Origin of the sequence: Halorubrum salinarum, assembly GCF_013267195.1 — an archaeon.
In the GTDB taxonomy this organism is placed as follows: domain Archaea; phylum Halobacteriota; class Halobacteria; order Halobacteriales; family Haloferacaceae; genus Halorubrum; species Halorubrum salinarum.
Genome location: NZ_CP053941.1, coordinates 1,201,943 through 1,225,192 on the forward strand (window position 1 = coordinate 1,201,943; position 23,250 = coordinate 1,225,192).

The following is a 23,250-nucleotide window of genomic DNA, read 5'->3' on the forward strand; positions in this document are numbered from 1 at the left end:
TCAGACGCCCGTCAGCCGTGCGCGGGCTTCGTTTCAAGTGGAACCGTCCCACGGGTAGCGGTCACACGCAGGGCGAGCGAAAGGTCCGGCGAGTGCGTGGCACGGCAAGCGAGAGGTGCGGCGAGTGTAGAGCACGGCGAGCGGGGTCCGCGGCGGGCTCAGTCGTCGGCGTCGGGGAACGGCACCTCGATCAGGTCCCCGTCGTCAGGGAGCAGGCACTCGCCGTCGAACGCCTCGCGCGCGTCCCGGAGGATCGGGCTCGGGTCCGCCGCGTAGCGCGAGGAGATGTGGACCAAAGCGAGCCGCTCCGCGTTCGCGCGGTCGGCGATCGACCCCGCCTCGCGGCCGGTCGAGTGGGCCGTGTCGCGGGCGCGGTCGGCCATGTCGTCGGCGAAGGTGGCGTCGTGGATCAGCAGGTCGGCGGCCTCGGCGGCCTCGACGGTCGCCTCTCGCGGGCGCGTGTCCGCGGTGTAGACGAGTTTGCGACCCGGGCGCGGCGGGCCGACGACCTGCTCCGGCTCAACGACCGAGCCGTCCTCGGCCTCGACCGCCTCGCCCTCGTGGAGGCGGCCGAACTTCGGGCCGACGGGGACCCCGAGCGCCTCGGCCTTCGGGCGGTCGAACCGGCCGGGGCGGTCGTCCTCCTCTAAGACGTACCCCTGCGAGACGGTCCGGTGTTCCGTCTCGAAGGCGCGCACTGCGTACTCGTCGGTCTCGTGGGCCACCTCGCCGGGCGCGACCGGCTCGATCCGGACCGGGAACGCCGGGTCGTGGCCGACCGCGTGGACGAGGTCGCGGAGGTGGTCGTCGGTCCCCGGCGGGCAGTGGACCGTCAGCGGGTCGGTGCGGTCGTTGAACCCGAGCGTCTGGACGAGGCCGGGGATCCCGAGGACGTGGTCGCCGTGGAGGTGCGAGACGAACACGCGGTCGACGGCGAACCCCGTGCCGCTGCGCATCATCTCGCGCTGGGTGCCCTCCCCGCAATCGAAGAGGAAGCGGTCGCCCTCGCGGTTGACGAAGACGGCGCTGGCCGCGCGTTCGACGGTCGGGACGGCGCCGCCCGTCCCGAGGAACGTGACGCGAAGAGACATGCCGACTCATCGGGACGGCGGTTGTAAACCGGTGTCGATGCGGGCGGAGCGGGGAAACAGCGACGAGCGCGCCGGCAAGTAGTCCCGGTCGCGTCCCCGGCCGACACCCACATGTGTCCGGGCGCCCGAGCGCGGCCATGCGAGACCCGATCGCCGCCTTGGTCAGACAGGAGGGGTGGCGCGCGGAGGGCGCGGCCGCCCGCGTCCACTACGAGGGGGGCAGCGACCGATACGCGGTGGAGTTCTACGCCGAGACGCCCCGCGTCCTCTACTGGTCCGTCCCGACCGACGACGAGGGCGAGACGGCGGCGCCGGTCCCCCGCGACGGGGTTCCGGACCCGCTGCGCCGGCGCATCCGGGAGGACCTCGACGAGGCCGGGATCGACCCCGACGTGGAGCGGCGCGAGCTGTGAGGCCGACCCCGGGTCGCGAGGGGTGAGTCCGCGGCGCGGTCGTCGGAGCCGGGACCGGCGCGCGCGACGGTCGCGTTCTCGGATCGGCCGAGGCGTCCGCGCGGCGACCGCAGTCGGCGGGGCGAAATCGCCCGAACGGCCGCTCGCTACCGGCGTTTTCTGCCGATGTATTTCGGTTCGAAGGAAACCTATTTGCCCGCATACCTGATACGATTGTGTGATGAGTGGCGTCGAATGGGAGGAAGACGATCCCTTCGAGGAGCAGCGGGACAAGATCGAGAATCCGATGAAGCGGCTGTTCGTCGAGTACGGCCGCGACTACGTCCCGCAGGTGACGGTGGGGATCCTCGCGAGCGTCTTCGCGCGGCTGCTCGACCTGCTCCCGCCGCTAATGCTCGGGATCGCCCTCGACGCCATCTTCCGCGGCGAGGCCCAGTTCGCCGAACAGATCCCGCTGGTGTTGCTGCCGGACGCGTGGCTCCCGACGGAACAGGTGGCGCAGTTCTGGTTCACGATCGCGGTGCTGGCCGGCGCGTTCGCCTTCGGCGCCGGCTTCCACTGGGTCCGGAACTGGGGGTTCAACGCCTTCGCCCAGAACATCCAGCACGACGTCCGGACCGACACGTACGACCAGATGCAGCGGCTCAACATGGACTTCTTCTCGGACAAGCAGACCGGTGAGATGATGTCCATCCTCTCGAACGACGTGAACCGGTTAGAGCGGTTCCTCAACGACGGGATGAACTCCGTGTTCCGGCTGTCCGTGATGGTGATCGGGATCGGCGTGCTCCTGTTCTGGATCAACTGGCAGCTCGCCTTGGTCGCGCTGCTGCCCGTCCCCGTCATCGCCGGGTTCACCTACGTGTTCATCAAGATCATCCAGCCGAAGTACGCCGAGGTGCGGTCGACGGTCGGCAAGATGAACTCCCGGCTGGAGAACAACCTCGGCGGCATCCAGGTGATCAAGGCGGCCAACACCGAGTCCTACGAGTCGGACCGCGTCGACGACGTCTCCTTCGACTACTTCGACGCCAACTGGGACGCCATCGAGACGCGGATCAAGTTCTTCCCCGGCCTCCGCGTGCTCGCGGGCATCGGCTTCGTCCTCACGTTCATCGTCGGCGGGCTCTGGGTGTTCCAGGGGCCCCCGGGACCGTTCACGGGCGAGCTCTCCGAGGGGATGTTCGTCGTGTTCATCCTCTACACCCAGCGGTTCATCTGGCCGATGGCGCAGTTCGGGCAGATCATCAACATGTACCAGCGCGCCCGCGCCTCCTCCGCGCGGATCTTCGGGCTGATGGACGAGCCCTCGAAGCTGGAGGAGGACCGCGACGCCCAGGAGCTCGTCGTCGACGACGGCCGCGTCGTGTACGACGACGTCTCCTTCGGCTACGACGACGAGACCATCGTCGAGGACATCGACTTCGAGGTCGAGGGCGGCGAGACGCTCGCCCTGGTCGGCCCGACCGGGGCCGGCAAGTCGACCGTGCTCAAGCTGCTCCTCCGGATGTACGACGTCGACGACGGGGAGATCCGGATCGACGACCAGAACGTCAGCGACGTGACGCTGCGGTCGCTGCGCCGCGCGATCGGCTACGTCGGGCAGTCGTCGTACCTGTTCTACGGCACCGTCCGCGAGAACATCACCTACGGCACGTTCGACGCGACCGACGAGGAGGTCCGGGAGGCGGCCGAGGCGGCCGAGGCCCACGACTTCATCCAGAACCTCCCCGACGGCTACGACACGATGGTCGGCGAGCGCGGCGTGAAGCTCTCCGGCGGCCAGCGCCAGCGGATCACCATCGCCCGCGCCGTGTTGACCGACCCGGACATCCTCATCCTCGACGAGGCGACCTCCGACGTCGACACGGAGACGGAGATGCTGATCCAGCGCTCGCTCGACCGCCTCACGGAGGACCGGACGACGTTCGCGATCGCCCACCGGCTCTCGACGATCAAGGACGCGGACACCATCCTCGTGTTGGAGGGCGGGAAGATCGCCGAGCGCGGCACGCACGACGAGCTGCTCGACAACGACGGGCTGTACGCGCACCTCTGGGGCGTTCAGGCCGGCGAGATCGACGAGCTCCCCCAGGAGTTCATCGACCGGGCGCAGGAGCGCACCGCCCGGATCGTCGAGGACGCCGAGAGCGACGACGACTGACCGCGGCCGGTCGGGGCGGCCCGTCGGACCGGTCGACCGTCACCGCGGGAGCCGAGTCCACTCGTCGGCGGACGCCGGGGAGTCGTCGGCGTACCCGAGCGCGTCGAGGACGGCCTCGCGGACCTCCGCGGGGTCGCGGAACTGCGTCTCCTCGCGGCCTTCGAGCAGGCTGTCGAGCCGCTCCGTCGTCGTCCCCGCCTCCAGCGTCGCGGCGCCGTACTGCTCTATCAGCTCCGCCGCCGTCACCGGGTAGCGGTGCTCGCGGAGCGCCCGCTTCAGCGGGCCGAACGTCACGGCGGGGGCCGGCTCGTGCGCCTCCGAGTCGTGGTCCGCGTTGTCACCGCTCATGCGGTCCGGATCCACGGGGAGGGCTATAATACCTCGGGAGCGCCCGCGTCCCTGGTCTCGCCGCGAGCGCCCGTCGGACGCGGCGTCGGCGGTGACCGCCGCCTATACCACGCCGCGCGCCGAGGTGCGGGTATGCGCCTCAGCGAGGTCACGTGGACCGACGTCCGCGACGCCGACGTCGACGTCGCGTTCCTCCCGGTCGGCAGCACGGAACAGCACGGGCCGCACGCCCCGCTCGGTACCGACGCCCTGAACGCCGTCGCGGTCGCCGAGGCGGGCGCCGACGCATACGAGCGACCGGGGTCGGACGAATCCGCCGACGCGGAGCGCGGGGAGGTCGCGGTCGCGCCGCCGGTCCCGGTCGGCGTCGCCGAGGAACACCGCGCGTTCGACGGGACGATGTGGGTCTCGCCGGAGACGTTCCGGGCGTACGTCCGCGAGTCCGCCGAGTCGCTGGTCTCGCACGGGGTCGACCGCGTCGTGTTCGTCAACGGTCACGGGGGGAACGTCGAGGCGCTCGCGGAGGTCGCCAGGCGGTTCTCGCGCGACGGCGCCCACGCGGGGTACGGCGTCGCGTTCACCTGGTTCGAGGCGGTCGGCGACCACGCGAGCGACATGGGCCACGCCGGCCCGCTGGAGACGGCGCTGCTGCGCGCGACGAACCCGGACCTGGTCCGGGAGGAGCGCGTCGACGAGGCGGGCGCGGGCGCCGCCGACCGGTGGGGCGAGTGGGTCGCCGGGGTGAACCTCGCGCACGACTCCGACGAGTTCACCGACAACGGCGTCGTCGGCGACCCGCGGGCGGGCGACGCGGAGCGGGGGCGGGAACTGCTCGACCGCGCGAGCGCGTCGCTCGCCGAGCTGGCGGCGGCGGTGGTCGAGCGAGAGACCTGAGGAAGCGACGGGCGCTACTCCTCGTCGGCCGCGTCCTGGAGCGCGCCGCGGATCGCGGGGACGGTGCCGGTGAGGGAGGCCACCTCGTCGGCCGCGCTCTCGATGTCGCCGACGAGCGACTCCAGCTCCTCTATCTCCGCCTTCAGGTCGTCGGCGTCCTCGAAGGCGTCGGCGCGCTCGCCGAGGACGTACGCCTTCTTCGCCGAGCGCACGCTGTCGACCGCGTCGCCTGCGTCGAGCGCGGACTTCAGCCCGTTGAGCGCGCCGAGGACGTTGTCCGCGTCCGTCTCCCACACCGCGTCCGGATCGGGGAGCTGGTCGCGCGCCGCCGCGAGGTGCTCTTCGACCTCCGCGCGGGTCTCCTCGGCCGCCTCGCCGAACAGGTCGTCGTCGTCGAACGTGGACTGAGCCATGTCCGGACCGTCGTGCCCGCACCTTTTAAAAACGCGCCCGAAAGCGGAAGTGAAACCGACCGCGAGGACGGATCCGGCGGCGGATCGGGGGTATCTGGCGTTCAGTTTCGGTCCGGCGGCGAACGGCTCAGAGCCGGACGAGGAGTTCCGCCGCGATCAGCGTCAACAGGAGACCGAGGAGGCCCGCGAGGGCGACGAGCGTCCGGAGCCGGTCCGACACCGCCGCCGCGTCGGGCGTGGCGGCGAGGAGGGCCGGGCGGTCGCGGGGACCGGACTCGCCGTCCGCGTCGCGGTCGACCTCCGGGGCGGGACCGCGGTCGGACCGTTGGCTCGACTCCGGCACGGGAGACCGATCGACCGGCAAGACCGTTAAACCGACTATGAGGGGACAATAGCGGTATTGAGCGCTCCGGAGCGCGGGGTCAGTTCCAGGGGGCCTCCGCGAAGTCGACGACCCGCTCGCCGCGGTCGAGCCCGTCGATCCGGGCGATCTGGTCGTCGGTCAGGTCGATCTCGCGGGCGGCCCAGTTCTCCTCGACGTGACCGTGGTCGGCCGCCTTCGGGATCGGCGCGACGCGCTCCTTGGAGAGCAGCCACGCGAGGCTCACCTGCGCGGGGGTCGCGTCGTGGGCCGCGGCGACCTCGCGGAGGGCGTCGACGTCGGCGACGCGGTTGCGCGCGATCGGCGAGTAGGCGACGAGCCAGTGGCCGTCGTCGACCGCGTACTCGCGGAGGCGCTCCTGTTGGAGGAGGGGGTGACACTCGACCTGGTGGGCGAACACGTCGTGGTCGAGGCGGTCGATCGCCTCGTCCAGCTGGTCCGGCTCGAAGTTCGAGAGCCCGATCCGGTCGATCACGCCGTCGTCGACGAGGTCGTCGAGCGCGGGCAGCGTCTCCGCGGGGTCGTAGCTGTTGATCGGCCAGTGGACGTACAGCAGGTCGATCGAGTCGACGCCGAGCCGGTCCCGGCTGGCGCGGGCGGTCTCGACGGCGTCGTCGTACGAGAGGTTGTCCGTCGAGAGCTTCGTCGCGACGAACAGGTCGTCGCGGTCGACGCCGCTCCGGTCGATCCCGTCGCCGACCGAGGCCTCGTTGTCGTACCCCTGGGCGGTGTCGACGTGGCGGTAGCCGGTCTCGACCGCGTGCGCGACCCCGGCCGCGCACTCCTCGCCGTCCTCCAGCTTGTACGTCCCGTATCCGAGCCTGTCGAAAGCGGTCATCATATCTCACCCTGCGGACGGCGGCGGCCTCAACGTACCGGTCGAAGCCCCGCGACCGCCGGGCGCCGCGCCGAGAGTGATTATCACGGTTAATATACGGAGGAGGGATATTATCACGGGGGGATCCCTGCGGTCGAGTACACATGCAAGCAGGATCGGCCCCGGGCGTCCGATCGAGCTACGGCGCGAAGCTCGCTCTGTCGCTGATCGGGGTCATGGGGGTCTCAGTCTCATACGGAGTTATCGTCTATCTTCGCGCCGACGCGGCCGGTGCCGCGGGCGAAACGGTGCGGTCCGGGCTCGTCGGGATGACGCTGTTGACGGTGATCGGGCTCGCGCTCATCGGCGTCACGATCGGATCGAACACGGTCATCTCCCTGCGGCAGCTCACAGCCAAGGCCGAGCGGATGGCCGAGGGCGACCTCGGCGTGCGGCTCGACACGGGCCGGACCGACGAGATCGGGCGGCTGTTCGGCGCGTTCGACGAGATGCGCGGCTCGCTGCGCTCGGAGATCGCCGACGCCGAGTCGGCCCGCGAGGAGGCGGAGCGCGCCCGGCGGGAGGCCGACGCGCGCGCCGAGACGGTCGAGGAGAAGGCGACCGAGTACGAGACCGCGATGCGCGCGCTCGCCGACGGCGACCTGACGCGACGGGTCGACCCGGAGAGCGACAACGAGGCGATGGCGCGCGTCGGCGCCGCGTTCAACGAGATGGCCGACGAGCTGGAGGGGACGGTCGCGTCCGTCGCGACGGTCGCCGAGGACACCGCCGACGTGGCCGGGACCGTCGACGACCGCACGGACGACCTCCGGGCGACGACGGGAACGGTGAGCGAGGCGGTCTCGGAGATCGCCGAGGGGGCCCGCACGCAGCGCGACGACCTCCAGGCGGCGACCGACGAGGCGGAGAACCTCGCGTCGTCCGCCGAGGAGGTCGCCTCCACCGTCACCGACGTCGCGGAGACCGCGGAGCACGCGGCCGAGGTCGGCGAGGAGGGCCGCGAGGCCGCAGAGGAGGCGCTCGCGGAGATGGACGCGGTCGAGGAGACCACCGCGGAGACCACCGCGGAGGTCGAGGCGCTCGCGGCGGAGGTCGAGGAGATCGGCGAGGTGGTCGACACCATCTCTGAGATCGCGGAGCAGACGAACCTGCTCGCGCTGAACGCCTCTATCGAGGCCGCCCGGTCCGGCGCAGAGGGCGCCGGCTTCGCGGTCGTCGCCGAGGAGGTGAAGTCGCTGGCCGAGGAGACCCAGGCGTCGGCCAGCGAGATCGAGGCCCGGATCCACGCCGTCCAGGAGCGCGCGGAGACGGGCGCCGACGCGATGGCGCGCACCGAACAGCGGATCTCCGCCGGCGTCGACACGGTCGAGACCTCCATCGACGCCTTGGAGCGCCTCGCGGAGGCCTCCGAGCGCACCGACGCCAGCATGACCGAGATCACCCGCGCCACCGAGACGCAGGCGGACTCGGTCGACGCGGTCGTCGGCCACGTCGAGGACGTCTCCGCGATCAGCGCGCAGACGGCCAGCGCGGCCGGCGACGTGACCGGCGCGGTCGACGAACAGGAGCGGACCCTCGGGGCGGTCGAGACCGCGGCCGGGTCGCTCTCCGACCGCGCGCTCGCGCTGCGCGACGCGGTCGGCGACTTCGAGTTCGCGACCGACGAGGGCCTGGACGGCCCGAGCCGCGCGACGGGGGACGGCGCGGCGCCCGACGCCACCGCGGTCTCCGACGGGGGGACCGCGGGCGAGGCCGGGACCGAGTTCGAGTTCTCCCGCGACGACGGCGACGACGCGGTCGCCGGGGAGGAGGTGAACTGAGATGCTCGTCGACACCGCCGTCTGGGCGTGGATCGGCGCCCTCGCGATGGGCGCCGGGACGGTTCCCCCGCTGTGGGCGTGGTACTCGCGGTCCTCGGCGACCGGCGAGTCGCACGCGGTCTACTACGGGACCCTCGCCGGGGTCACGGGCGTCGCGGCGCTGGCGTACCTCGCGATGGCGATCGGCGTGGGGACGCTGTCGACGGCCGTCGGCGAACTGGAGGTCGTCCGGTACGTCGACTGGCTCGTGACGACGCCGCTCATCCTGCTGTACCTCGGACTGCTCGCCCGGCCGTCGCGGCGCGTGCTCGCCGGACTGATCGGGGTCGACGTGGTCGTCATCGCCGGCGGTGTCACCGCCGCCGCCACCGGCGGGACGGTCTCGTGGGTCGCCTTCGGCGTCGCCGGGGCGGCGTACCTCGCGCTCGTCTACGGGCTCCTCGTCTCGCTCCCGCGGTCGGCCTCGGCGGCGGGCGACCGAGTGCGCGCCGTCTTCGGCACGCTCCGGAACATCACGGTGGTGCTGTGGACGCTGTACCCGGTCGTGTGGCTGCTCGCGCCGACCGGGTTCGGCCTGCTGACGCCCGCGACGGAGATGCTCGTGTTCGTCTACCTCGACATCGTCTCGAAGGTGGGCTTCGTCGTCGTCGCGGTCGCGGGCGCAGACGCGCTCGACCGCCTCGGCGCCGACCGCGGCGTCGCCGTCGGCGACAGCGTCGGGGCAGACGCCGCCGGCGAGCGGACGACCGCCCTCGGCGACGACTGAGCCGCGGTCCGGTCCGGTCCGGCTCGCGTCGCCCGTCCGGTCCCTCCCGCTTCCTGCGGCCGGTCAGTCCCCGTCCGCGACCAGGTCCTCGTAGCGCGCGCCGGTCTGTTTCAGCGTCTCGGTCGAGTAGAGCCGCTCGTGGGCGAACGGGAGGTGGTCGGCCGCCAGCTCGTCGATCTTCGCGTCGACCGCCTCGGCCTCGCGGCCGTGGATCATGGTGAACATGTTGTACGGCCAGTCCTGGTCGGGGCGGCGCGGGCGGTGGTAACAGAGGGTGACGTACGGGAGGCTGCCGACCGCCTCGCCGCGCTCGTCGAGTTCGTCGTCGGGCACGTCCCAGACAACCATGCAGTTGTTCGTGAACCCGGTGACGACGTGGTTGACGATACAGCCGACGCGCTTGATACAGCCGTCCGCCAGCAGGCGCTCGACCGCGGCGAGCACGTCGTCGACCGGGGCGCCGATCTCCGCCGCCACGTCCGCGTAGGGGGTCGCGGACAGCGGGAAGCCGTCCTGGATCGCCAAGAGGAGGTCGGCGTCGAGCGCGGAGAGGTCGCCGCGCGCGTCCTCGGAGATGCGGGTGGCGGACACGTCGGTCTCGTCGAGGGACTCCCGCGCGAACCGGTCGGCGTTGACGACGGGGAACTCCAGGTCGATGTAGTAGTCCGTGAGCATCGGCAGGGCGAGCACCTCGCAGCCGGTTCGCTCCTCGATCTCTCCGAGGATCTCGTCCCGTCGCTCGCGGGAGCCCGCGGTGACGACGAACCACTGGTTCCAGTCGTGGTCGCGGCGGTAGTTGTGGTTCACCTGCCGGTAGCCGTTGATGACCTCGGCGACCTCGTCAAAACGGTCCTCGGGGGCGCGCACCGCCGCCAGCGTCGAGGAACCGATCACGGGCGGGTTGAGCACCGCGCCGAACCGGCGGAACACGCCGCGCTCGCGGAGGTCGCGGACGCGGCGGAGGATCTCGTCGGCGTCGACATCGGCGCCCGTCTCGGCCGCGATCTCGTCGGCGACCCGCTCGAACGGGCGCTCCGCGACGGGGAAGCCGCTCTGGTACTCGTCGATGAGGGCCGCGTCGACGGCGTCGACGTCGGCCCGCCAGTCGGCGTCCAGACTCATTACCTCGGGTAGGGGCCGGGCGTACCTACGGGTTTCGGAGGGCGTCGAGCGTCAGCGGGAGCGCGTCGAGCGTCAGCGGGACGGGTGTCGAATGCGGACGAGCGCGCGCGTCAGTCGTCGGCGTGGGCCTCGCCGGGCGTCGGCGCGAACGCCCGGGCGCTCTCCTCCAGTTGCGCCGTCGAGCAGCCGCCGACGGTCGCGGCCTGTTCGAGCGTCAGCGTGCGGGACCGGTACAGCGTGAGCGCGGTGGCGACGGATTTGGACGTCATCGGGTACAGCCAGTCAATAGATGGACGAATATATAACTCTGACGCCATTTGAACCCTGATACAGAATTAAAAGAGTTCAGAACAACCGAATTATATCATATTATTCCGCATAATCGGACGTTCATACGTTTATTGTTTGCGAACGAGTACCACGATTCCGGCGAGAGCGACCCGGGCGCCCGGGTCCGGTGCTCGCGCGCGGTGCGAGGCGGGCCGGCGCACGTCGCCTCGGTCGCGTTCTAGAGGGACGGTCCCGGCCCGACGCGTTCCCGACGCGCGGGAGTCGAACGGGGGACTTTTCGTCCGAGAACCCGAACGGCGCGTATGGCTCAGGCGACTCAGGAGTTCGGCGACTGGCCCCTCAAGCGGCTGATGACCGAGGTCTGCGGCTCCGGCCACAAGTCGGCCGACGACCTGACGCGCGCGCAGGCGACCGAGGCGTTCGAGCGCATCCTCGCGGACGAGCCGGACCCGACCACGCTCGGGGCGTTCTGGCTCGCGAACCGCTGGAAGCGGAACACACCCGAGGAGCTCGGGGCGTACGTCGACGTGATGTGCGACCGCGTCGAGTACGCCGAGCCCGAGGCCGACCCCGTCGACTGCGGCGCCAACTACGACGGGAAGGGCCGGACCGCAATCTTAGGCGTCGCCGCGGGCGCCGTCGCGGCCGCCGCCGGCACCCCGGTCGTCGTCCACTCCGGCGACCGCGTGCCGACCCAGAAGCAGGACGCGTACAAGCACGTCTTAGACGAGCTTGGCGTCCACACCGAGCTGACGCCGTCGGACTCCGCCGACATGGTCGACGAGACCGGCTTCGGCTTCTACTACCAGCCCGCGTTCAACCCCGCCATCGACGACCTGTTCGAACGGCGCGACATGATGGGCGTCCGCACGTTCGTCAACACCGTGGAGACGCTGGCGAACCCCGCCGGCGCCTCCGTCCACCTCGGCTCCTTCTACCACCTCGCGTTCGCGAAGAAGGTGGTCGACACGTTCGTGGAGAGCGAGTTCCACGACCTCGACCGCGTCCTGATGTTCCAGGGCATGGAGGGGTACGACGACGTGCGCCCCGGCTACACGAAGGTCGCCGAGTGGGACGCCGCGGGCGACGACGGCGACGAGGCCGGCAGCGAGGGCGCCTCCTTCGACGACTTCGAGATCGAGACCGCGGAGTACGGGATGGACCTCGAGGAGGACGATCTCGCGGTCGACGACGTGGCCGCCGACTCGGCGGCGATCACCGAGGAGGTGCTGGCCGGCGAGCGCGACGGCGCCTTCGCGGACGCGGTCGCGGTCAACGCCGCGCTCCGGATCTACGCCGGCGGCGACGCCGACTCCATCGAGGACGGCCTCGACGCCGCCCGCGAGGTCATCGACGACGGGAGCGCCCACGACGTGCTCGACGCCCTGCGCGAGTTCTGACCGCCGGACCCCTCGGCGGCGCGTCGCGCGGAGCGATCGAGGATCGCTGGGGAGGGCGGCAGCGTGACGGAACCGCGTCGCCGTCGCGCCCGCGAATCCCCGTCTCTCGGCTCGTTTTTTCGCCCGTGTTCCGGCTTCGGTCCCCGAATTTGGGCCTGATTTGGAACGGAGTTTGAAAAGCGCTCTTGAGGTCGGGGCACCAAGTGAACGTGTACCGAAGATGACCCACGATACCATTCACCGCCATGCCGACCTGTGAACACTGCGAGGCGCACGTCTCCGAGCGGTTCGTCCAGGTGTTCGGGGACGACCGGAGGCGGGTACACGCGTGCCCGAACTGCTCGGCGAACGCCGGGATCGCCGAGGTGGCGAAGGAACGGGCGCAGGACGCCTGACCCCCGCTGACCGCTCCGGCTCGCCGTCCCGATCGGCCCTCCCGACCCCGAGGCCCGCCGCCGCTCCGACCCCTCCTACCGCTCCGGCGCCGGCGGCATCGCCCGCTTGTGAGCGCTGCGCTCGTGGAGGTCGACCACGCGGTCGACGGCCGCCTCGGGCACGTCGAGCTCGCGGACCGTCGCCGCCCGCGAGAGCCCGCCGTCGACGTGGACCGCGAGGATCGCGTCGACGGTGTCGTAGTCGAGGCCCATCTCCTCTGCGTCGGTCTGCCCCTCCCACATCCCCGCGGTCGGCTCCTGCATCACCAGTTCGCGGGGGACCCCGACGTGCGCGGCCAGCTGGCGCACCTGCTGTTTGTAGAGGTTGCCGATGGGGTTGCAGTCGACCGCCTGGTCGCCGTACTTCGTGTAGTAACCGGTCATCGCCTCCGCGCGGTTCCCGGTCCCGAGGACGACGCGGTCCTCGGCGTTGGCGACGAAGTAGTTCACCACGGCGCGGGTGCGGACGTAGACGTTGCCCGCGGCGGTGCGGTCGTCTGCCGCGTCGGGGACGGCGTCGAAGACGGCCTCCGCGATGGGCTGGATCTCGACCACGTCGTACTCGATGCCGAGGTCCGCGGCGACGCGCTCGGCGTCGCTCATCACGTCCGGGTCGTTGACCGCCGAGGGCATCGTGAGCCCGTGGAGGCCCTCCTCGCCGAGCGCCTCGACCGCGAGGTACGCGGTGAGCGTCGAGTCGATGCCGCCAGAGAGGCCGAGGACCGCGCCCGTCGCGCCCGCGTCGTCGACCACGTCGCGGATGAACGAGACGATCCGCTCGCGGGTCGCCTCCAGCTCCGCGTCCGAGAGGCGGAGGTCGAGCGGGGGGTCGTCCGACAGCAACACCGACTGCTCCGAGGTCTGGCTCATGACAGAGGACAGGGACTGAGACGACTAATACCTCTCCGTCGACGCCGGGAACTGGACGCGCGTCGGGTTCTGCGTCGGTTCGCGGCGACGGTCGGGCACCGACGGGTCGCGGTCCGGCGGCGGGCGCCTACAGCAGCCCCTCGCGCTCGGCGAGCAGGAGCCCCTCAAGGGTCGCGTCGTTCGTCGGCGGGTCCCGCGCGGTCGCCAGCGCCTCCTCGACCGGGACCGACCGCGGGGCGAGGAACTCGTTGCTGTCGTGGTCGACGTCGACCGGCTCCAGCCCCTCGGCGAACACGTAGCCGCGCCGGTGGCGCAGCACGCCCGTCGAACACCACACCTCCTGGAGCAGCGAGGTCGACGACGGCGCGAATCCGGTCTCCTCGGCGAGCTCCCGCGCGCCGGCCTCGGTGTACGACTCGCCGCGCTCGACGACCCCCGCCGGGAGCTCCAGCTGCGTGTTCCGCACGGTGGGGCGGTACTGCTCGACGAACAGCACGCGGTCGTCGGCGACGGCGACGACGACGGTCGCGGGCGACAGCTCCGCCCAGTAGTACTTCTTCTCCGTCCCGTCGGGCTGCTCGACGCAGTCGTAGCCGCCGACGAACCACCCCTCGTCGTACTCGACCGCGACCTCTCTGACGGGCCACTCCGGCTCGCCCGGCAGCGAGTGGCTTCGGCCGTCGGAGAACGCGGGGAGGTCGCGAAGGTCGGCCGCCGGCGCGTCGTCGGGGGCGTCACCCGCGTCCCCGCCGCGGTCGCCCGTCACGGGCGGACCACCTCCGCGTGGTACACCTCGCCGTCGCGGCGCACCCGCACGCCGCCCTCGGTCGCGGCGCCGGGCACCTGTTGGGTGAGCGCGTCCACCTCGTCGAACGGCGTGTGCGTGAACCACTCCTTCACGCCGTACGGGCCGGTCTGGTAGCCCTTCGACCGACCGTCGTCGCTCTCTATCGCGCCGATCAGGTACGGGTACCGGCGGTCGGAGACGTTGTTCACGTCGGCCGCGGTGCCGTTGGTCTCGATCGGTTCGACCGTGAGGTAGTAGGGGTCGCCGCTGCCGAGGTAGCTGGGGAGCGCGCCGAGCGCGAGCAGCGCGACGACGACCAGCGCGATGGCGACAACGACGTTCCGGGTGACCCGGCGCATAGTCGGGGTAGGTGCCCGCGGGGAATACCGGTTTCGACCGGCGGTGGGGCGTGGGGAGAGGGCGGGCGAAGCTGGGGGCCCCGGGCGCGGTCGCCGACGCGCTTTAGCCCGCCGCGCCCCTTCCTCGCCCATGGAGTACCGGTTCGAGCTGGCGCTGTGCGCCGCGCTCGAATCCCCCGACCGGGTCGTCGCCCGCCAGCTCGGCGCGGGCGTCGAGACGCCCGGGACGCGCATCGTCGACGTCTGCCTGCTGTCGCCGGGGCCCGGCTTCGACGACCGGGCCGCGATCAGCGCCGAGCGGATCCCCGATCCCGCCGTCGAGGCCGCCGTCGGGCCGGGCGAGGCCGTGCCCGTCGCCGACGCGTTCGACCTCCCGCCGGACCGGGCCGCGGCCGTCGTCGACCGGGCCGTCGAGGTCGGCTACCTCGAACGCGAGCGGCGGAACGGGCGGGACGCCGTGCGCGCGACAGCGCGCTACCCGGACGACTGGGTCGGCGGCCTCGTCGCCGTCGAGAACAAGCCCGACCTCGGCACGCCGGGCGACCTGGAGGCGCAGCTGCGCTACGACGCCGCGCTCGGCCTGTTCGACGAGGTCGTGCTCGCGACCGCCTCCTACGTCACCCGCGCGCACCTCAACCGGATCCCGGAGGCGGTCGGCGTCTGGCGGTTCGACCCGGAGACGGGCGAGCGCGAGGTGGTCCGCGAGCCGACGCCGCTCGACCCGGACGCCCCCGGCGTCGAGATCCGCGCCGAGCGCCCCTCGCGCACGGACGTCGCCCTGGTCGGCCCCGAGGCGAAGGCGCGCAAGCGGCGGCGGATCGCCGAGCGCGCGTACGGGAAGGGGTGGCGCCCCGAGCCGCCGGCGTGCGCGCACGGCGAGGCGACCGCCGACGGCCGGCCCCGCTGCGCGCACTTCGACCGCGTGGTCGACCCGGGCCGCGAGTGCGGGAGCGGGTGTCCCGCCTTCGAGCCGGCCGACCCGCCCGAGGCGGACCGCGACCGCCTGCGGGACGAGCGGACGGCGTGGGTCGCGGAGCCCGAGGGCGCCGGGCCCCGCCGGCAGTCCGGGCTCTCACGGTATCTGTGAGAACGCTTATACGGCGAGGGCGGGTGTTTCAGGTATGGACGAGATCGAAGACGTGTTCGTCGCGCGACTGATGTCGACGGACCTCCACACGGTGACGCCGGACACGCTGGTCGAGGACGCGGCCGCCGTGCTGCTCGACAACGACATCAGCTCGGTGCTGGTCGTCGACGACGACGGGGGGCTCGTCGGAATCCTGACCTCCACGGACTTCGTCGACATCGTCGCGAAGAGCCAGCCGAAGGCCGAGACGACCGTCGAGCGATACATGACGCGGGACCCGATCACGGCGGGCGCGCAGGACGACGTGGCGGCCGTCGCCGCGACGATGCTCGAACACGGGTTCCACCACGTCCCGGTCGTCGACGGCGACACGCCCATCGGCATCATCACCACCTCCGACTTCGCCGCGTACGTCTCCTCGCCGGAGTCCGTCTCGGCGTAACGCGCCCCGCGGCGACCTCGACAGCGGTCGCCGGTGCCCCCGGAGTCCGTCCGCGACCGCGACAAGTCCCGCCACTTCCTGTGCCCGTATTACCCCGGAGCGCGTACCGAGGGCCGTGTCCGATCACCTACACCTCAACCTCTTCACCATGGCCTCGGTCGAGCACGTCTCGCCCGGGTCGTGGCGGTACCCCGGCGACCGGTCGGCGGACTACGCCGACCGCGAGTACTGGACCGAGGTCGCGCGCACCGCCGAGCGCGGCGGGTTCGACGCGGTGTTCTTCGCGGACGTGCGGGGCATCTACGACGTGTACGGCGACGACCGCGAGACCGCCGTCGAGAAGGCCGTCCAGACGCCCGCGAACGACCCGCAGCTCGTCGTGCCCGCGATGGCGGAGGTCACCGACGACCTCGGCTTCGCGGTGACGCGCTCGACGACGTACACCCACCCGTACCAGCTCGCGCGCGAGTTCTCGACGCTCGACCACCTCACCGACGGGCGGGTGGCGATCAACGTGGTCACCTCCTACCTGGAGTCGGCCGCCGAGAACCTCGGGCTCGACGAGCGGATGGACAAGGAGACGCGCTACGACCGCGCCGACGAGTTCCTCGACGTCTGCTACAAGCTCTGGGAGGACTCCTGGGAGGACGACGCCGTCGAGGTCGACCGCGAGGCGGGCCGGTACACCGACCCCGAAAAGGTCCACGCGGTCGACCACGAGGGCGACCACTTCTCGGTGCCGGGGCCGCACGGCTGCGAGCCGTCACCCCAGCGCACCCCAGTCGTCTACCAGGCCGGCTCCTCCGACTACGGCCGCTCGTTCGCCGCGCGCAACGCCGAGGCCGTCTTCGCCAGCCAGCCGACGGAGGAGGGCGTCATCGAGTACATGGAGGACGTGAAGTCGCGCGCGGCCGACGCCGGCCGCGACCCCGAGAGCCTCCGCTTCTTCATCGGCGTGGTGCCGGTCGTCGGCGAGACGCAGGCGCTCGCGGAGGCGAAGTACGAGGAGTACAAGCGGCACGTCGACGTCGAGGCGACGCTCGCGCTGCTCTCGGGCTTCCTCGACATGGACCTCTCCGAGCTCGACCCGGACCAGAAGGTCGAACACATCGAGACGGACGCGATCCAGGGGACGATGAACGCCTTCACGAAGGCCCAGCCCGACCGCGAGTGGACGGTGCGCGAGGTCGCTGAGTTCTGCGGGCTCGGCACCACGTCGCCGAAGATCGTCGGGACCCCCGAGCGCGTCGCCGACGAGCTCCAGCGCTGGCACGAGGAGGTCGGCGTCCACGGGTTCAACGTCAAGGAGGTCGTCCGCCCCGACTCGCTCGTCGACTTCGTCGACCTCGTCGTCCCGGAGCTGCGCGAGCGCGGCCTCGTCCCCCCGGCCGACGCCGAGCCCCCGGGAGAGACGCTCCGCGAGCGGCTCCTCGGCGAGGGGCAGACGCGGCTCCGCGCGGACCACCCCGCTCGGCAGTAGTCGGGTCGGATCGACAGGCTGATCGGCGGTCGTCGGGTCGCAGTCGGGCGGATTCCCGGTTCCTGTTGACCGCGTGTTGTGAACGCGTTGCCGCTAACTAATACGACAACGCTGCCGCCCCCGGCACGCTTAAGTGTCTACCACCGCTTGTTTCAGGTGACGCTTCGCTTGGAGGGCCGAAGCGTCAGCGGGGACCTACAGAACGACACGCTCGTGCCATCTTTTCCCGGCACGGGCGTGCCGTTCGTTCCTTTACCTACCGAGCGACTCGCTCGCGCAGCCGCCGCGCGCGCCGAGGCGTCCGCACGCGAAGTCGCGCCCGAGAGCCGATAGCGCGAAGTCCCGCCCGGTCGAAGCGCGGGTATGCCCCTGTTACAGTTCTCGACCACGCTGTCGCTGTCGCCCGCGGAGCGGGAGTCGTTCGTCGCGTTCGTCACCGACCGGTACACCGAGGAGATGGAGACGACGGCCGGGCACGTCGCCGTGACGATCGCCGAGCGCGAGCCGTCGGCGATGGCGATCGGGCGGGGAGTCGACGGACCGCTGCTCTTCTTAGACGCCGAAATTCGCGAGGGCCGCCCGTTCGAGTACAAGCGCGCGTTCGCGCTGGCGGTGATGGAGCGGGCGGTCGAGGCGTTCGGCGTGCCCGAGCCGAACTGTAAGGTCGTGTTCACCGAACACGCGGGCGAGGACATGATGGGCATCGACCGCGTCGGCGGGGACTGGGACGGGGCGTAGTCGGCCTCGGGGGGTTCCCGGGGCGCCCCATACCGCCCGCTCAGAGGTTCTCCTCCTGGTAGGCGCCCTCGTACGTCCCGTCGTGGTCGGCCTCGGCGAGGACGAGCTGCGCGATCCGCGCGCCCGGCTCGATCTCGACGGGGTGGCCCACGTCGAGCCGCCCCTCGCCGACGCCCTCGTAGCCCGCGTCCCACACCGCGGTGTCGAGGGTACAGGCGTTCCGCAGCAGCGTCGAGCGCGGGAGGACGAAGCCGATCCGTCCTTCGGGGATCCGCACCGGCTCGCCGTATCGCACGACGTAGCTCCCGCGTTCGAGCCGGTAGCAGTCGCCCCGAGGCTCCAGCTCCCGCCGCTCGCCCACGCGCTTCCCGTCGCGTCCGATGCGGCCCGGTTCGGTCTGTGCGAACACCGCGTCGACGGTGAGGTCGACGCCGTTCGGCTGTCGCTGCGCGTCGTCGAGGTCGGCGCCGGCCGTCTCCAGCGCCGCCGCGACCGCGGCTCCCGAGTCGAACATGCGCGTCCGGAACCGCGGGCGAGCCAAAACGGTGTCGCCCGCGAGTCGCGGCGTCGGCGGGGGAACCGGCCGGAATCACCGGGACCTCCGAGTCACCCGATTTCGGCCGTTTCAGGCGTTTAATGTCCTAAAACACTCGGGACGGCTACGTATTTCACGGTGTGTGGTACCACGCGGAGATCGGGGCGAAGGTTGCCGCCTCGCGGGATCTAACACGGTCGATCTTCTGGAAACTCGCGGGTTTTATATCCACGGGAGAGCCATCATCGCGTACTATGGGACAAACGATTACCGAGAAGATCCTCGATGACCATCTCGTCGAGGGCGAGCTGACGCCCGGCGAGGAGATCGGCATCGAGATCGACCAGGTGCTGACGCAGGACACGACGGGGACGATGGTGTGGCTCCAGTTCGAGGCCCTCGAGATGGACGAGGTCCAGACGGAGCTCGCCGCGCAGTACTGCGACCACCAGACGTACCAGTTCGACTTCAAGAACACCGACGACCACCGCTTCCTCCGCTCCGCGGCGGGCACGTACGGCGCCTACTTCTCCCGGCCCGGCAACGGCATCTGCCACCAGGTCCACAAGGAGAACTTCGCGGCGCCCGGCAAGACGCTGCTCGGCTCCGACTCGCACACGCCGACCCCCGGCGGGCTCGGCCAGCTCGCGATCGGCGCGGGCGGGCTCGACATCGCCGTCGCCATGGGCGGCGGCCCCTACTACGTCGAGATGCCCGAGGTCGTCAACGTCCACCTCGAGGGCGAGCTGCCCGAGTGGGCGACCGCCAAGGACATCGCGCTCCACCTGCTCGGCGAGCTGACCGTCAAGGGCGGCGTCGGCAAGATCTTCGAGTACACCGGCCCCGGCGCCGAGAAGCTCACGATCCCCGAGCGCACCACGATCACGAACCTCGGCACCGAGCTCGGCGCCACCTCCTCGATCTTCGCGACCGACGAGAAGACGAAGGACTGGCTCGCGCGCCAGGACCGCGAGGACGAGTACGTCGACCTCCAGCCCGACGACGACGCGGAGTACGCGGAGACGATCGAGGTCGACTTAAACGAGCTCGAACCGCTCGTGGCCGCGCCCTCGATGCCCGACAACGTCGCCCCCGTCAGCGAGTACGAGGGCACCGACGTCGAGCAGGTCATCGTCGGCTCCTGTACCAACGGCGCCTACGAGGACATCCTCCCCAGCGCGAAGATGCTGGAGGGCCGCGAGGTCGCCAAGCAGACCGAGATGATCGTCGCGCCCGGCTCGAAGCAGGCCTCCGAGATGCTGGCCCGCGAGGGCTGGACCGCGGAGATGATGGCGGCCGGCGTCAACTTCTCCGAGGCGACCTGCGGCGCGTGTATCGGCATCGGCCACGTGCCCGCCTCCGACTCCGTCTCGCTGCGCACCTTCAACCGCAACTTCGAGGGTCGCTCCGGCATCGAGGACGACTCCGTTTTCCTCTGTTCGCCCGAGGTCGCCACCGCGGCGGCCATCACCGGCGAGATCGTCGACCCGCGTGACCTCGCGGACGAGCTCGGCGACCTCGAGGCGCCCGGCCTGGAGATGGGGACGAAGTACGGCCCCGGCATGGGGAAGGACGACTCGGACATCATCTCGCCCGACGAGGCGATCGACGATGGGCTCGTCAAGGGCCCGAACATCGGCGACGTGCCGCTGAAAGACGGGATCGACGTGGACGGCGGCGAGGCCCTCCTCAAGATGGAGGACAACATCACCACCGACCACATCATCCCGGCGACGGCGGACATCCTGAAGTTCCGCTCGAACATCGAGAAGCTCTCCGAGTTCACGCTCTCGCGCGTCGACGACACGTTCGCCGAGCGCGCGCTCAACGCCGACGGCGGCGTCCTCGTGGCCGGCGAGAACTACGGCCAGGGCTCCTCGCGTGAACACGCCGCGCTCTGTCCGATGTACCTCGGCATCGAGGCCGTCTTCGCGCAGAGCTTCGCCCGCATCCACAAGGCGAACCTCTTCAACTTCGGGATCGTCCCGCTGGCGATCGACGAGGAGACGTACGAGAAGATCGACCAGGGCGACGACCTCGAGATCGTCGACGACGTGCCCGCGGGCGTCCGCTCCGGGCAGGAGGAGTTCACCGTGAGCGTCAACGGCGAGTGGGAGTTCACCGCCGACCTCGACGCCTCCGAGCGCGAGCGCGACATCCTCGCGGCCGGCGGCAAGCTCTCGTGGGTCAAACAGCAGCACGCCGACGGCGGCTCCGGCGCGGCGCCGGCCGACGACTGAGCCGACGGCCGACGCGGACCGCTCGACGCCGACGTTCTCGTTTTTTTCACGCACCGACAGCGACGGCGCGACGCCCGGCTACCCGACCGGTACGCGACGACGAAGTCACTGACCGACGAGAAGTGGGGACGCGACGACGGAATCGACGACCGGCGACCCGATCGAGACGGACCCGCGGGTGTCCGACGGGAGAGAGACGAGAGAGAAAGCGCCGGCGGCCGAGTTCAGCGGGCCGCGGCGGCGACGCGCTCGCGCTCCTCCTTCTGCGAGATGGAGTAGGAGCCCTCGACGTCGTAGTCGGCGGCGGCGACGAGTTCGTTCGCGAGCGCCTCGGCGGCGGGCGTCGACGACTTGTACGTCGCGCTGGCGACGGCGTCGGAGATGAACAGCAGCGCCTGGTCGACGCGGCGCTGGGGCGCGACGTCGACGGCCTTCGGGACGGAGATGCCGCCGTACTTCAGGCGGACGGTCTCCTCGCGGGGCGCGGCGTTCTCGACGGCCGTCACGAGGATCTGGACCGGGTTCTCCTCGGTCCGCTCGTGGACGATGTCGAAAGCGTCGCGGACGATCCGCGTCGCCTGCTGCTTCTTGCCCGTGTTCTCCTCGGTCTGCATCAGGCGGTTGATCAGCCGCTCGACCAGCGAGATCTCGGACTTCTTGAACTGCTTGGACGCGTGGCGACCCATCGTGTGGGCGATGGGCGTCACCGTCATGTACCGCTTCGTCGAGGGGTCCTCGTAGGCGATCTCGGTGACGTCCCAGACGCCGAACAGCTGGGCGTTCTCGTTGGCCGCCTCGCTGGAGGCGGGCGCGTCCGGGTCCGGCTCGTCGGCGGCGACGTCCTCTTCGGACGGCGCCTCGGTCTCCTCGCCGCTCATCTGACCGGCTTCTCCGCGTTCCCGCGAACCAGTTCGATCATCGACACACCGTTGACCTTCTCGACCTTGTAGTTGACGCCGGAGAGGTCGCCCATCGCGCGACCCTTCGCACCGCCGATCCCGGCGATGGTGACCTCGTCGTGCTCGTCGATGAAGGAGATCGCGCCGTCACCGGGACAGAACGCGGTGACCTGCTTCCCGTTCTTGATGAGCTGAACCCGAACGCACTTTCGGATCGCCGAGTTCGGCTGCTTTGCCTCGATGCCGACCTTTTCGAGGACGATGCCGCGCGCCTGCGGGGCACCCTCCAGCGGGTCGGACTTCGTCTTGAGCCCGCGCTCTCGCCGAGCGTACTCGGAGTCGGACCAGCGGCGCTTCTGCCGGTCCTTTTTGAGCTTACGGGCCGCGTACTTGCCGTTCGCCATCGTACGCCTACTTCCGAACGGAGCTACTTAAGCGTCGTCTTTCTCCGTCGCGAAACGGCCTCAGATCCTCCGAGCGGTACCTCTCGACGGATCTGAGGGTGTTTCACGGGGAGTCGGTTGTCGGAAACGACGGACGTTCGCTCCCGCTGAGCCGGTAAGCGGACGAGAGCGCCCGTCGTTTCGCCTGGAACGGGACGAGCGTCAGCCGCTCGTCTCGTCGCGCGCCGTGGCGACCCACGCCGGCTCCGACACCGTCGCGCCGAGGTCGCGGTAGTCGATGTCGACGTCGACCGTCGCCCCCTGCCCGTCGTGTTCGCCCGCCCACGACTGTTCGAGCCGCGGCACGACGCCGGACTCGTACACGTGGACCGTCGCCGACGCCGTCTCGACGGTCTCGGGGACGTTCCGGTCGCCGTCGAAGGAGTCGGACGCGAACCGCGCGGTCGGCTCGCCGCGCACCTCGCCCGCGCCGTCGCTCGTCGGGGCCCAGAGGTTCAGCCCCTCGTACGCCGTCTCGCCGCTCGCGGTCTCGCTCTCGACGCGGATCCCCGTCAGGACCTCCGCGCGCATCGCCGATTCGAGCTCGCTCGCCGAGCGGTCCGTCGACTGCCGACTGTACCGCGTCCCGTCGGCCGTCTCGCGTCGGATCAGCGCCACCCCGTCGGCGACGTACAGCTCCGAGACGTCCGGCTCGTCGGTCTCGGTCACTTCCTGTCGCACGTACTGGCGGCCGTTCTCGAGGTCGTAGGCGGCCTCGTACTCCTGTGACGGGAGCCACGGGCTCGGCTCCGCATCGCCGTCGTGGCTCGTCGCCGCCGTCGAGAACAGCGTGGCCCCCCCGGCGTCGACGAGGGCCGCGGCGTGCCGCTCCGCGAGGGTCGCGACGTCGAGGCCGTCCTCGCTCCGCCAGTCTGCGTCGGAGAACGGCCGCTCCGCCGAGTCGCCGCCGAGACAGCCGGCGGCGCCGACCGAGACTCCGGCGCCGACTCCGGCGAGGAAGCGTCTCCGGTCCATGCGACGAGGAACGGGCGCG

26 protein-coding genes are annotated in these 23,250 nt (G+C 71.0%); 12 read left to right on the plus strand and 14 right to left on the minus strand.

From position 1 onward, the window contains the following. Positions 1-158 precede the first annotated feature (158 nt). Positions 159-1,091: a ribonuclease Z gene (gene rnz / locus HPS36_RS06050; RefSeq protein WP_173229138.1), complete on the minus strand. Its 933-nt coding sequence runs from the start codon at positions 1,089-1,091 to the stop codon at positions 159-161. 137 nt (positions 1,092-1,228) lie between these two features. Here rnz and HPS36_RS06055 point away from each other — a divergent pair, with 137 nt between their 5' ends. Then, positions 1,229-1,504, plus strand: a complete 276-nt coding sequence (locus tag HPS36_RS06055; protein ID WP_121563500.1) for a DUF7538 family protein — start codon at positions 1,229-1,231, stop codon at positions 1,502-1,504. Between the two features lie 220 nt (positions 1,505-1,724). Beyond that, a complete protein-coding gene (locus HPS36_RS06060; protein ID WP_173229140.1) occupies positions 1,725-3,668 on the plus strand; it encodes an ABC transporter ATP-binding protein in 1,944 nt (647 codons plus the stop codon). A 39-nt stretch (positions 3,669-3,707) separates the two neighbouring features. Here the strand turns inward: HPS36_RS06060 and HPS36_RS06065 are convergent, their stop codons facing one another. Beyond that, a complete protein-coding gene (locus HPS36_RS06065; RefSeq protein ID WP_121563498.1) occupies positions 3,708-4,016 on the minus strand; it encodes a DUF5789 family protein in 309 nt (102 codons plus the stop codon). Positions 4,017-4,148: 132 nt separating this feature from the next. Between HPS36_RS06065 and HPS36_RS06070 the strand changes: the two genes are divergently transcribed. Beyond that, positions 4,149-4,910: a creatininase family protein gene (locus HPS36_RS06070; protein ID WP_173229142.1), complete on the plus strand. Its 762-nt coding sequence runs from the start codon at positions 4,149-4,151 to the stop codon at positions 4,908-4,910. Positions 4,911-4,924: 14 nt separating this feature from the next. Here the strand turns inward: HPS36_RS06070 and HPS36_RS06075 are convergent, their stop codons facing one another. From HPS36_RS06075 to HPS36_RS06085, 3 genes are all read right to left on the minus strand, one after another. Then, positions 4,925-5,323, minus strand: a complete 399-nt coding sequence (locus HPS36_RS06075; RefSeq protein ID WP_121563496.1) for a DUF5790 family protein — start codon at positions 5,321-5,323, stop codon at positions 4,925-4,927. 127 nt (positions 5,324-5,450) lie between these two features. Continuing rightward, on the minus strand, positions 5,451-5,666 hold the full coding sequence (locus tag HPS36_RS06080) for a hypothetical protein (RefSeq protein ID WP_173229144.1): 216 nt from the start codon (positions 5,664-5,666) through the stop codon (positions 5,451-5,453). A gap of 79 nt (positions 5,667-5,745) precedes the next feature. After that, positions 5,746-6,546, minus strand: coding sequence for an aldo/keto reductase (locus HPS36_RS06085; protein ID WP_173229146.1), 801 nt, complete (start codon positions 6,544-6,546; stop codon positions 5,746-5,748). Between the two features lie 140 nt (positions 6,547-6,686). Here HPS36_RS06085 and HPS36_RS06090 point away from each other — a divergent pair, with 140 nt between their 5' ends. Together HPS36_RS06090 and HPS36_RS06095 are read left to right on the plus strand one after the other, a co-directional pair. Continuing rightward, a complete protein-coding gene (locus tag HPS36_RS06090; protein ID WP_173229148.1) occupies positions 6,687-8,363 on the plus strand; it encodes a methyl-accepting chemotaxis protein in 1,677 nt (558 codons plus the stop codon). A gap of 1 nt (position 8,364) precedes the next feature. Then, positions 8,365-9,129 (plus strand): bacteriorhodopsin, encoded by a 765-nt coding sequence (locus tag HPS36_RS06095; protein ID WP_173229150.1) that lies wholly within the window; start codon positions 8,365-8,367, stop codon positions 9,127-9,129. Between the two features lie 63 nt (positions 9,130-9,192). Here the strand turns inward: HPS36_RS06095 and ahbB are convergent, their stop codons facing one another. Both ahbB and HPS36_RS06105 read right to left on the minus strand, forming a co-directional pair. Next, positions 9,193-10,251, minus strand: coding sequence for a siroheme decarboxylase subunit beta (gene ahbB, locus HPS36_RS06100; RefSeq protein WP_173229152.1), 1,059 nt, complete (start codon positions 10,249-10,251; stop codon positions 9,193-9,195). 110 nt (positions 10,252-10,361) lie between these two features. Further along, entirely contained in the window at positions 10,362-10,520 is a 159-nt protein-coding gene (locus tag HPS36_RS06105; protein ID WP_173229154.1) for a DUF7317 family protein, read from the minus strand. Between the two features lie 324 nt (positions 10,521-10,844). On the opposite strand from HPS36_RS06105, the gene HPS36_RS06110 reads away from it, so the two are divergent. Then, complete coding sequence (locus HPS36_RS06110; protein ID WP_173229156.1) at positions 10,845-11,942, plus strand: anthranilate phosphoribosyltransferase; 1,098 nt, start codon at positions 10,845-10,847, stop codon at positions 11,940-11,942. A gap of 245 nt (positions 11,943-12,187) precedes the next feature. Beyond that, the gene (locus HPS36_RS06115; protein ID WP_173229158.1) at positions 12,188-12,337 is read left to right on the plus strand and encodes a DUF7563 family protein; all 150 of its coding nucleotides are present in this window, start codon (positions 12,188-12,190) and stop codon (positions 12,335-12,337) included. Positions 12,338-12,412: 75 nt separating this feature from the next. On the opposite strand, the gene HPS36_RS06120 is transcribed toward HPS36_RS06115, so the two are convergent. The 3 genes from HPS36_RS06120 to HPS36_RS06130 all read right to left on the minus strand — a co-directional run bounded on the left by HPS36_RS06120 (position 12,413) and on the right by HPS36_RS06130 (position 14,392). Next, positions 12,413-13,246, minus strand: a complete 834-nt coding sequence (locus HPS36_RS06120; RefSeq protein ID WP_137716999.1) for an NAD+ synthase — start codon at positions 13,244-13,246, stop codon at positions 12,413-12,415. Between the two features lie 127 nt (positions 13,247-13,373). Beyond that, positions 13,374-14,012: an NUDIX hydrolase gene (locus HPS36_RS06125; protein WP_173229160.1), complete on the minus strand. Its 639-nt coding sequence runs from the start codon at positions 14,010-14,012 to the stop codon at positions 13,374-13,376. Then, positions 14,009-14,392, minus strand: coding sequence for a hypothetical protein (locus HPS36_RS06130; RefSeq protein WP_053770159.1), 384 nt, complete (start codon positions 14,390-14,392; stop codon positions 14,009-14,011). Before HPS36_RS06130 ends, HPS36_RS06125 begins: the two co-directional genes overlap by 4 nt. 130 nt (positions 14,393-14,522) lie before the next feature. Between HPS36_RS06130 and HPS36_RS06135 the strand changes: the two genes are divergently transcribed. From HPS36_RS06135 to HPS36_RS06150, 4 genes are all read left to right on the plus strand, one after another. Further along, positions 14,523-15,479, plus strand: a complete 957-nt coding sequence (locus tag HPS36_RS06135; RefSeq protein ID WP_173229162.1) for a DUF5787 family protein — start codon at positions 14,523-14,525, stop codon at positions 15,477-15,479. Between the two features lie 34 nt (positions 15,480-15,513). Then, the gene (locus HPS36_RS06140) at positions 15,514-15,921 is read left to right on the plus strand and encodes a CBS domain-containing protein (protein WP_121563486.1); all 408 of its coding nucleotides are present in this window, start codon (positions 15,514-15,516) and stop codon (positions 15,919-15,921) included. Between the two features lie 115 nt (positions 15,922-16,036). Then, positions 16,037-17,401: an LLM class flavin-dependent oxidoreductase gene (locus HPS36_RS06145; RefSeq protein WP_173229164.1), complete on the plus strand. Its 1,365-nt coding sequence runs from the start codon at positions 16,037-16,039 to the stop codon at positions 17,399-17,401. A gap of 363 nt (positions 17,402-17,764) precedes the next feature. Next, positions 17,765-18,139 (plus strand): tautomerase family protein, encoded by a 375-nt coding sequence (locus HPS36_RS06150; protein WP_121600374.1) that lies wholly within the window; start codon positions 17,765-17,767, stop codon positions 18,137-18,139. A gap of 40 nt (positions 18,140-18,179) precedes the next feature. Here HPS36_RS06150 and HPS36_RS06155 read toward each other — a convergent pair whose 3' ends face one another. Beyond that, positions 18,180-18,653 carry a deoxyuridine 5'-triphosphate nucleotidohydrolase gene (locus HPS36_RS06155; RefSeq protein WP_173229166.1) on the minus strand — a complete coding sequence of 158 codons (474 nt, stop codon included), beginning with the start codon at positions 18,651-18,653 and terminating at the stop codon, positions 18,180-18,182. 275 nt (positions 18,654-18,928) lie between these two features. Here HPS36_RS06155 and HPS36_RS06160 point away from each other — a divergent pair, with 275 nt between their 5' ends. After that, a complete protein-coding gene (locus HPS36_RS06160) occupies positions 18,929-20,914 on the plus strand; it encodes an aconitate hydratase (protein WP_121563482.1) in 1,986 nt (661 codons plus the stop codon). 224 nt (positions 20,915-21,138) lie between these two features. Here the strand turns inward: HPS36_RS06160 and HPS36_RS06165 are convergent, their stop codons facing one another. The 3 genes from HPS36_RS06165 to HPS36_RS06175 form a co-directional block, all read right to left on the minus strand. After that, the gene (locus tag HPS36_RS06165; RefSeq protein ID WP_053770165.1) at positions 21,139-21,792 is read right to left on the minus strand and encodes a 30S ribosomal protein S7; all 654 of its coding nucleotides are present in this window, start codon (positions 21,790-21,792) and stop codon (positions 21,139-21,141) included. Next, positions 21,789-22,217 carry a 30S ribosomal protein S12 gene (locus HPS36_RS06170; RefSeq protein ID WP_006111505.1) on the minus strand — a complete coding sequence of 143 codons (429 nt, stop codon included), beginning with the start codon at positions 22,215-22,217 and terminating at the stop codon, positions 21,789-21,791. The genes HPS36_RS06165 and HPS36_RS06170 overlap by 4 nt, the downstream gene beginning before the upstream one ends. Before the next feature lie 201 nt (positions 22,218-22,418). Beyond that, positions 22,419-23,231, minus strand: a complete 813-nt coding sequence (locus HPS36_RS06175; protein ID WP_173229167.1) for a DUF7537 family lipoprotein — start codon at positions 23,229-23,231, stop codon at positions 22,419-22,421. Positions 23,232-23,250: the final 19 nt, after the last annotated feature.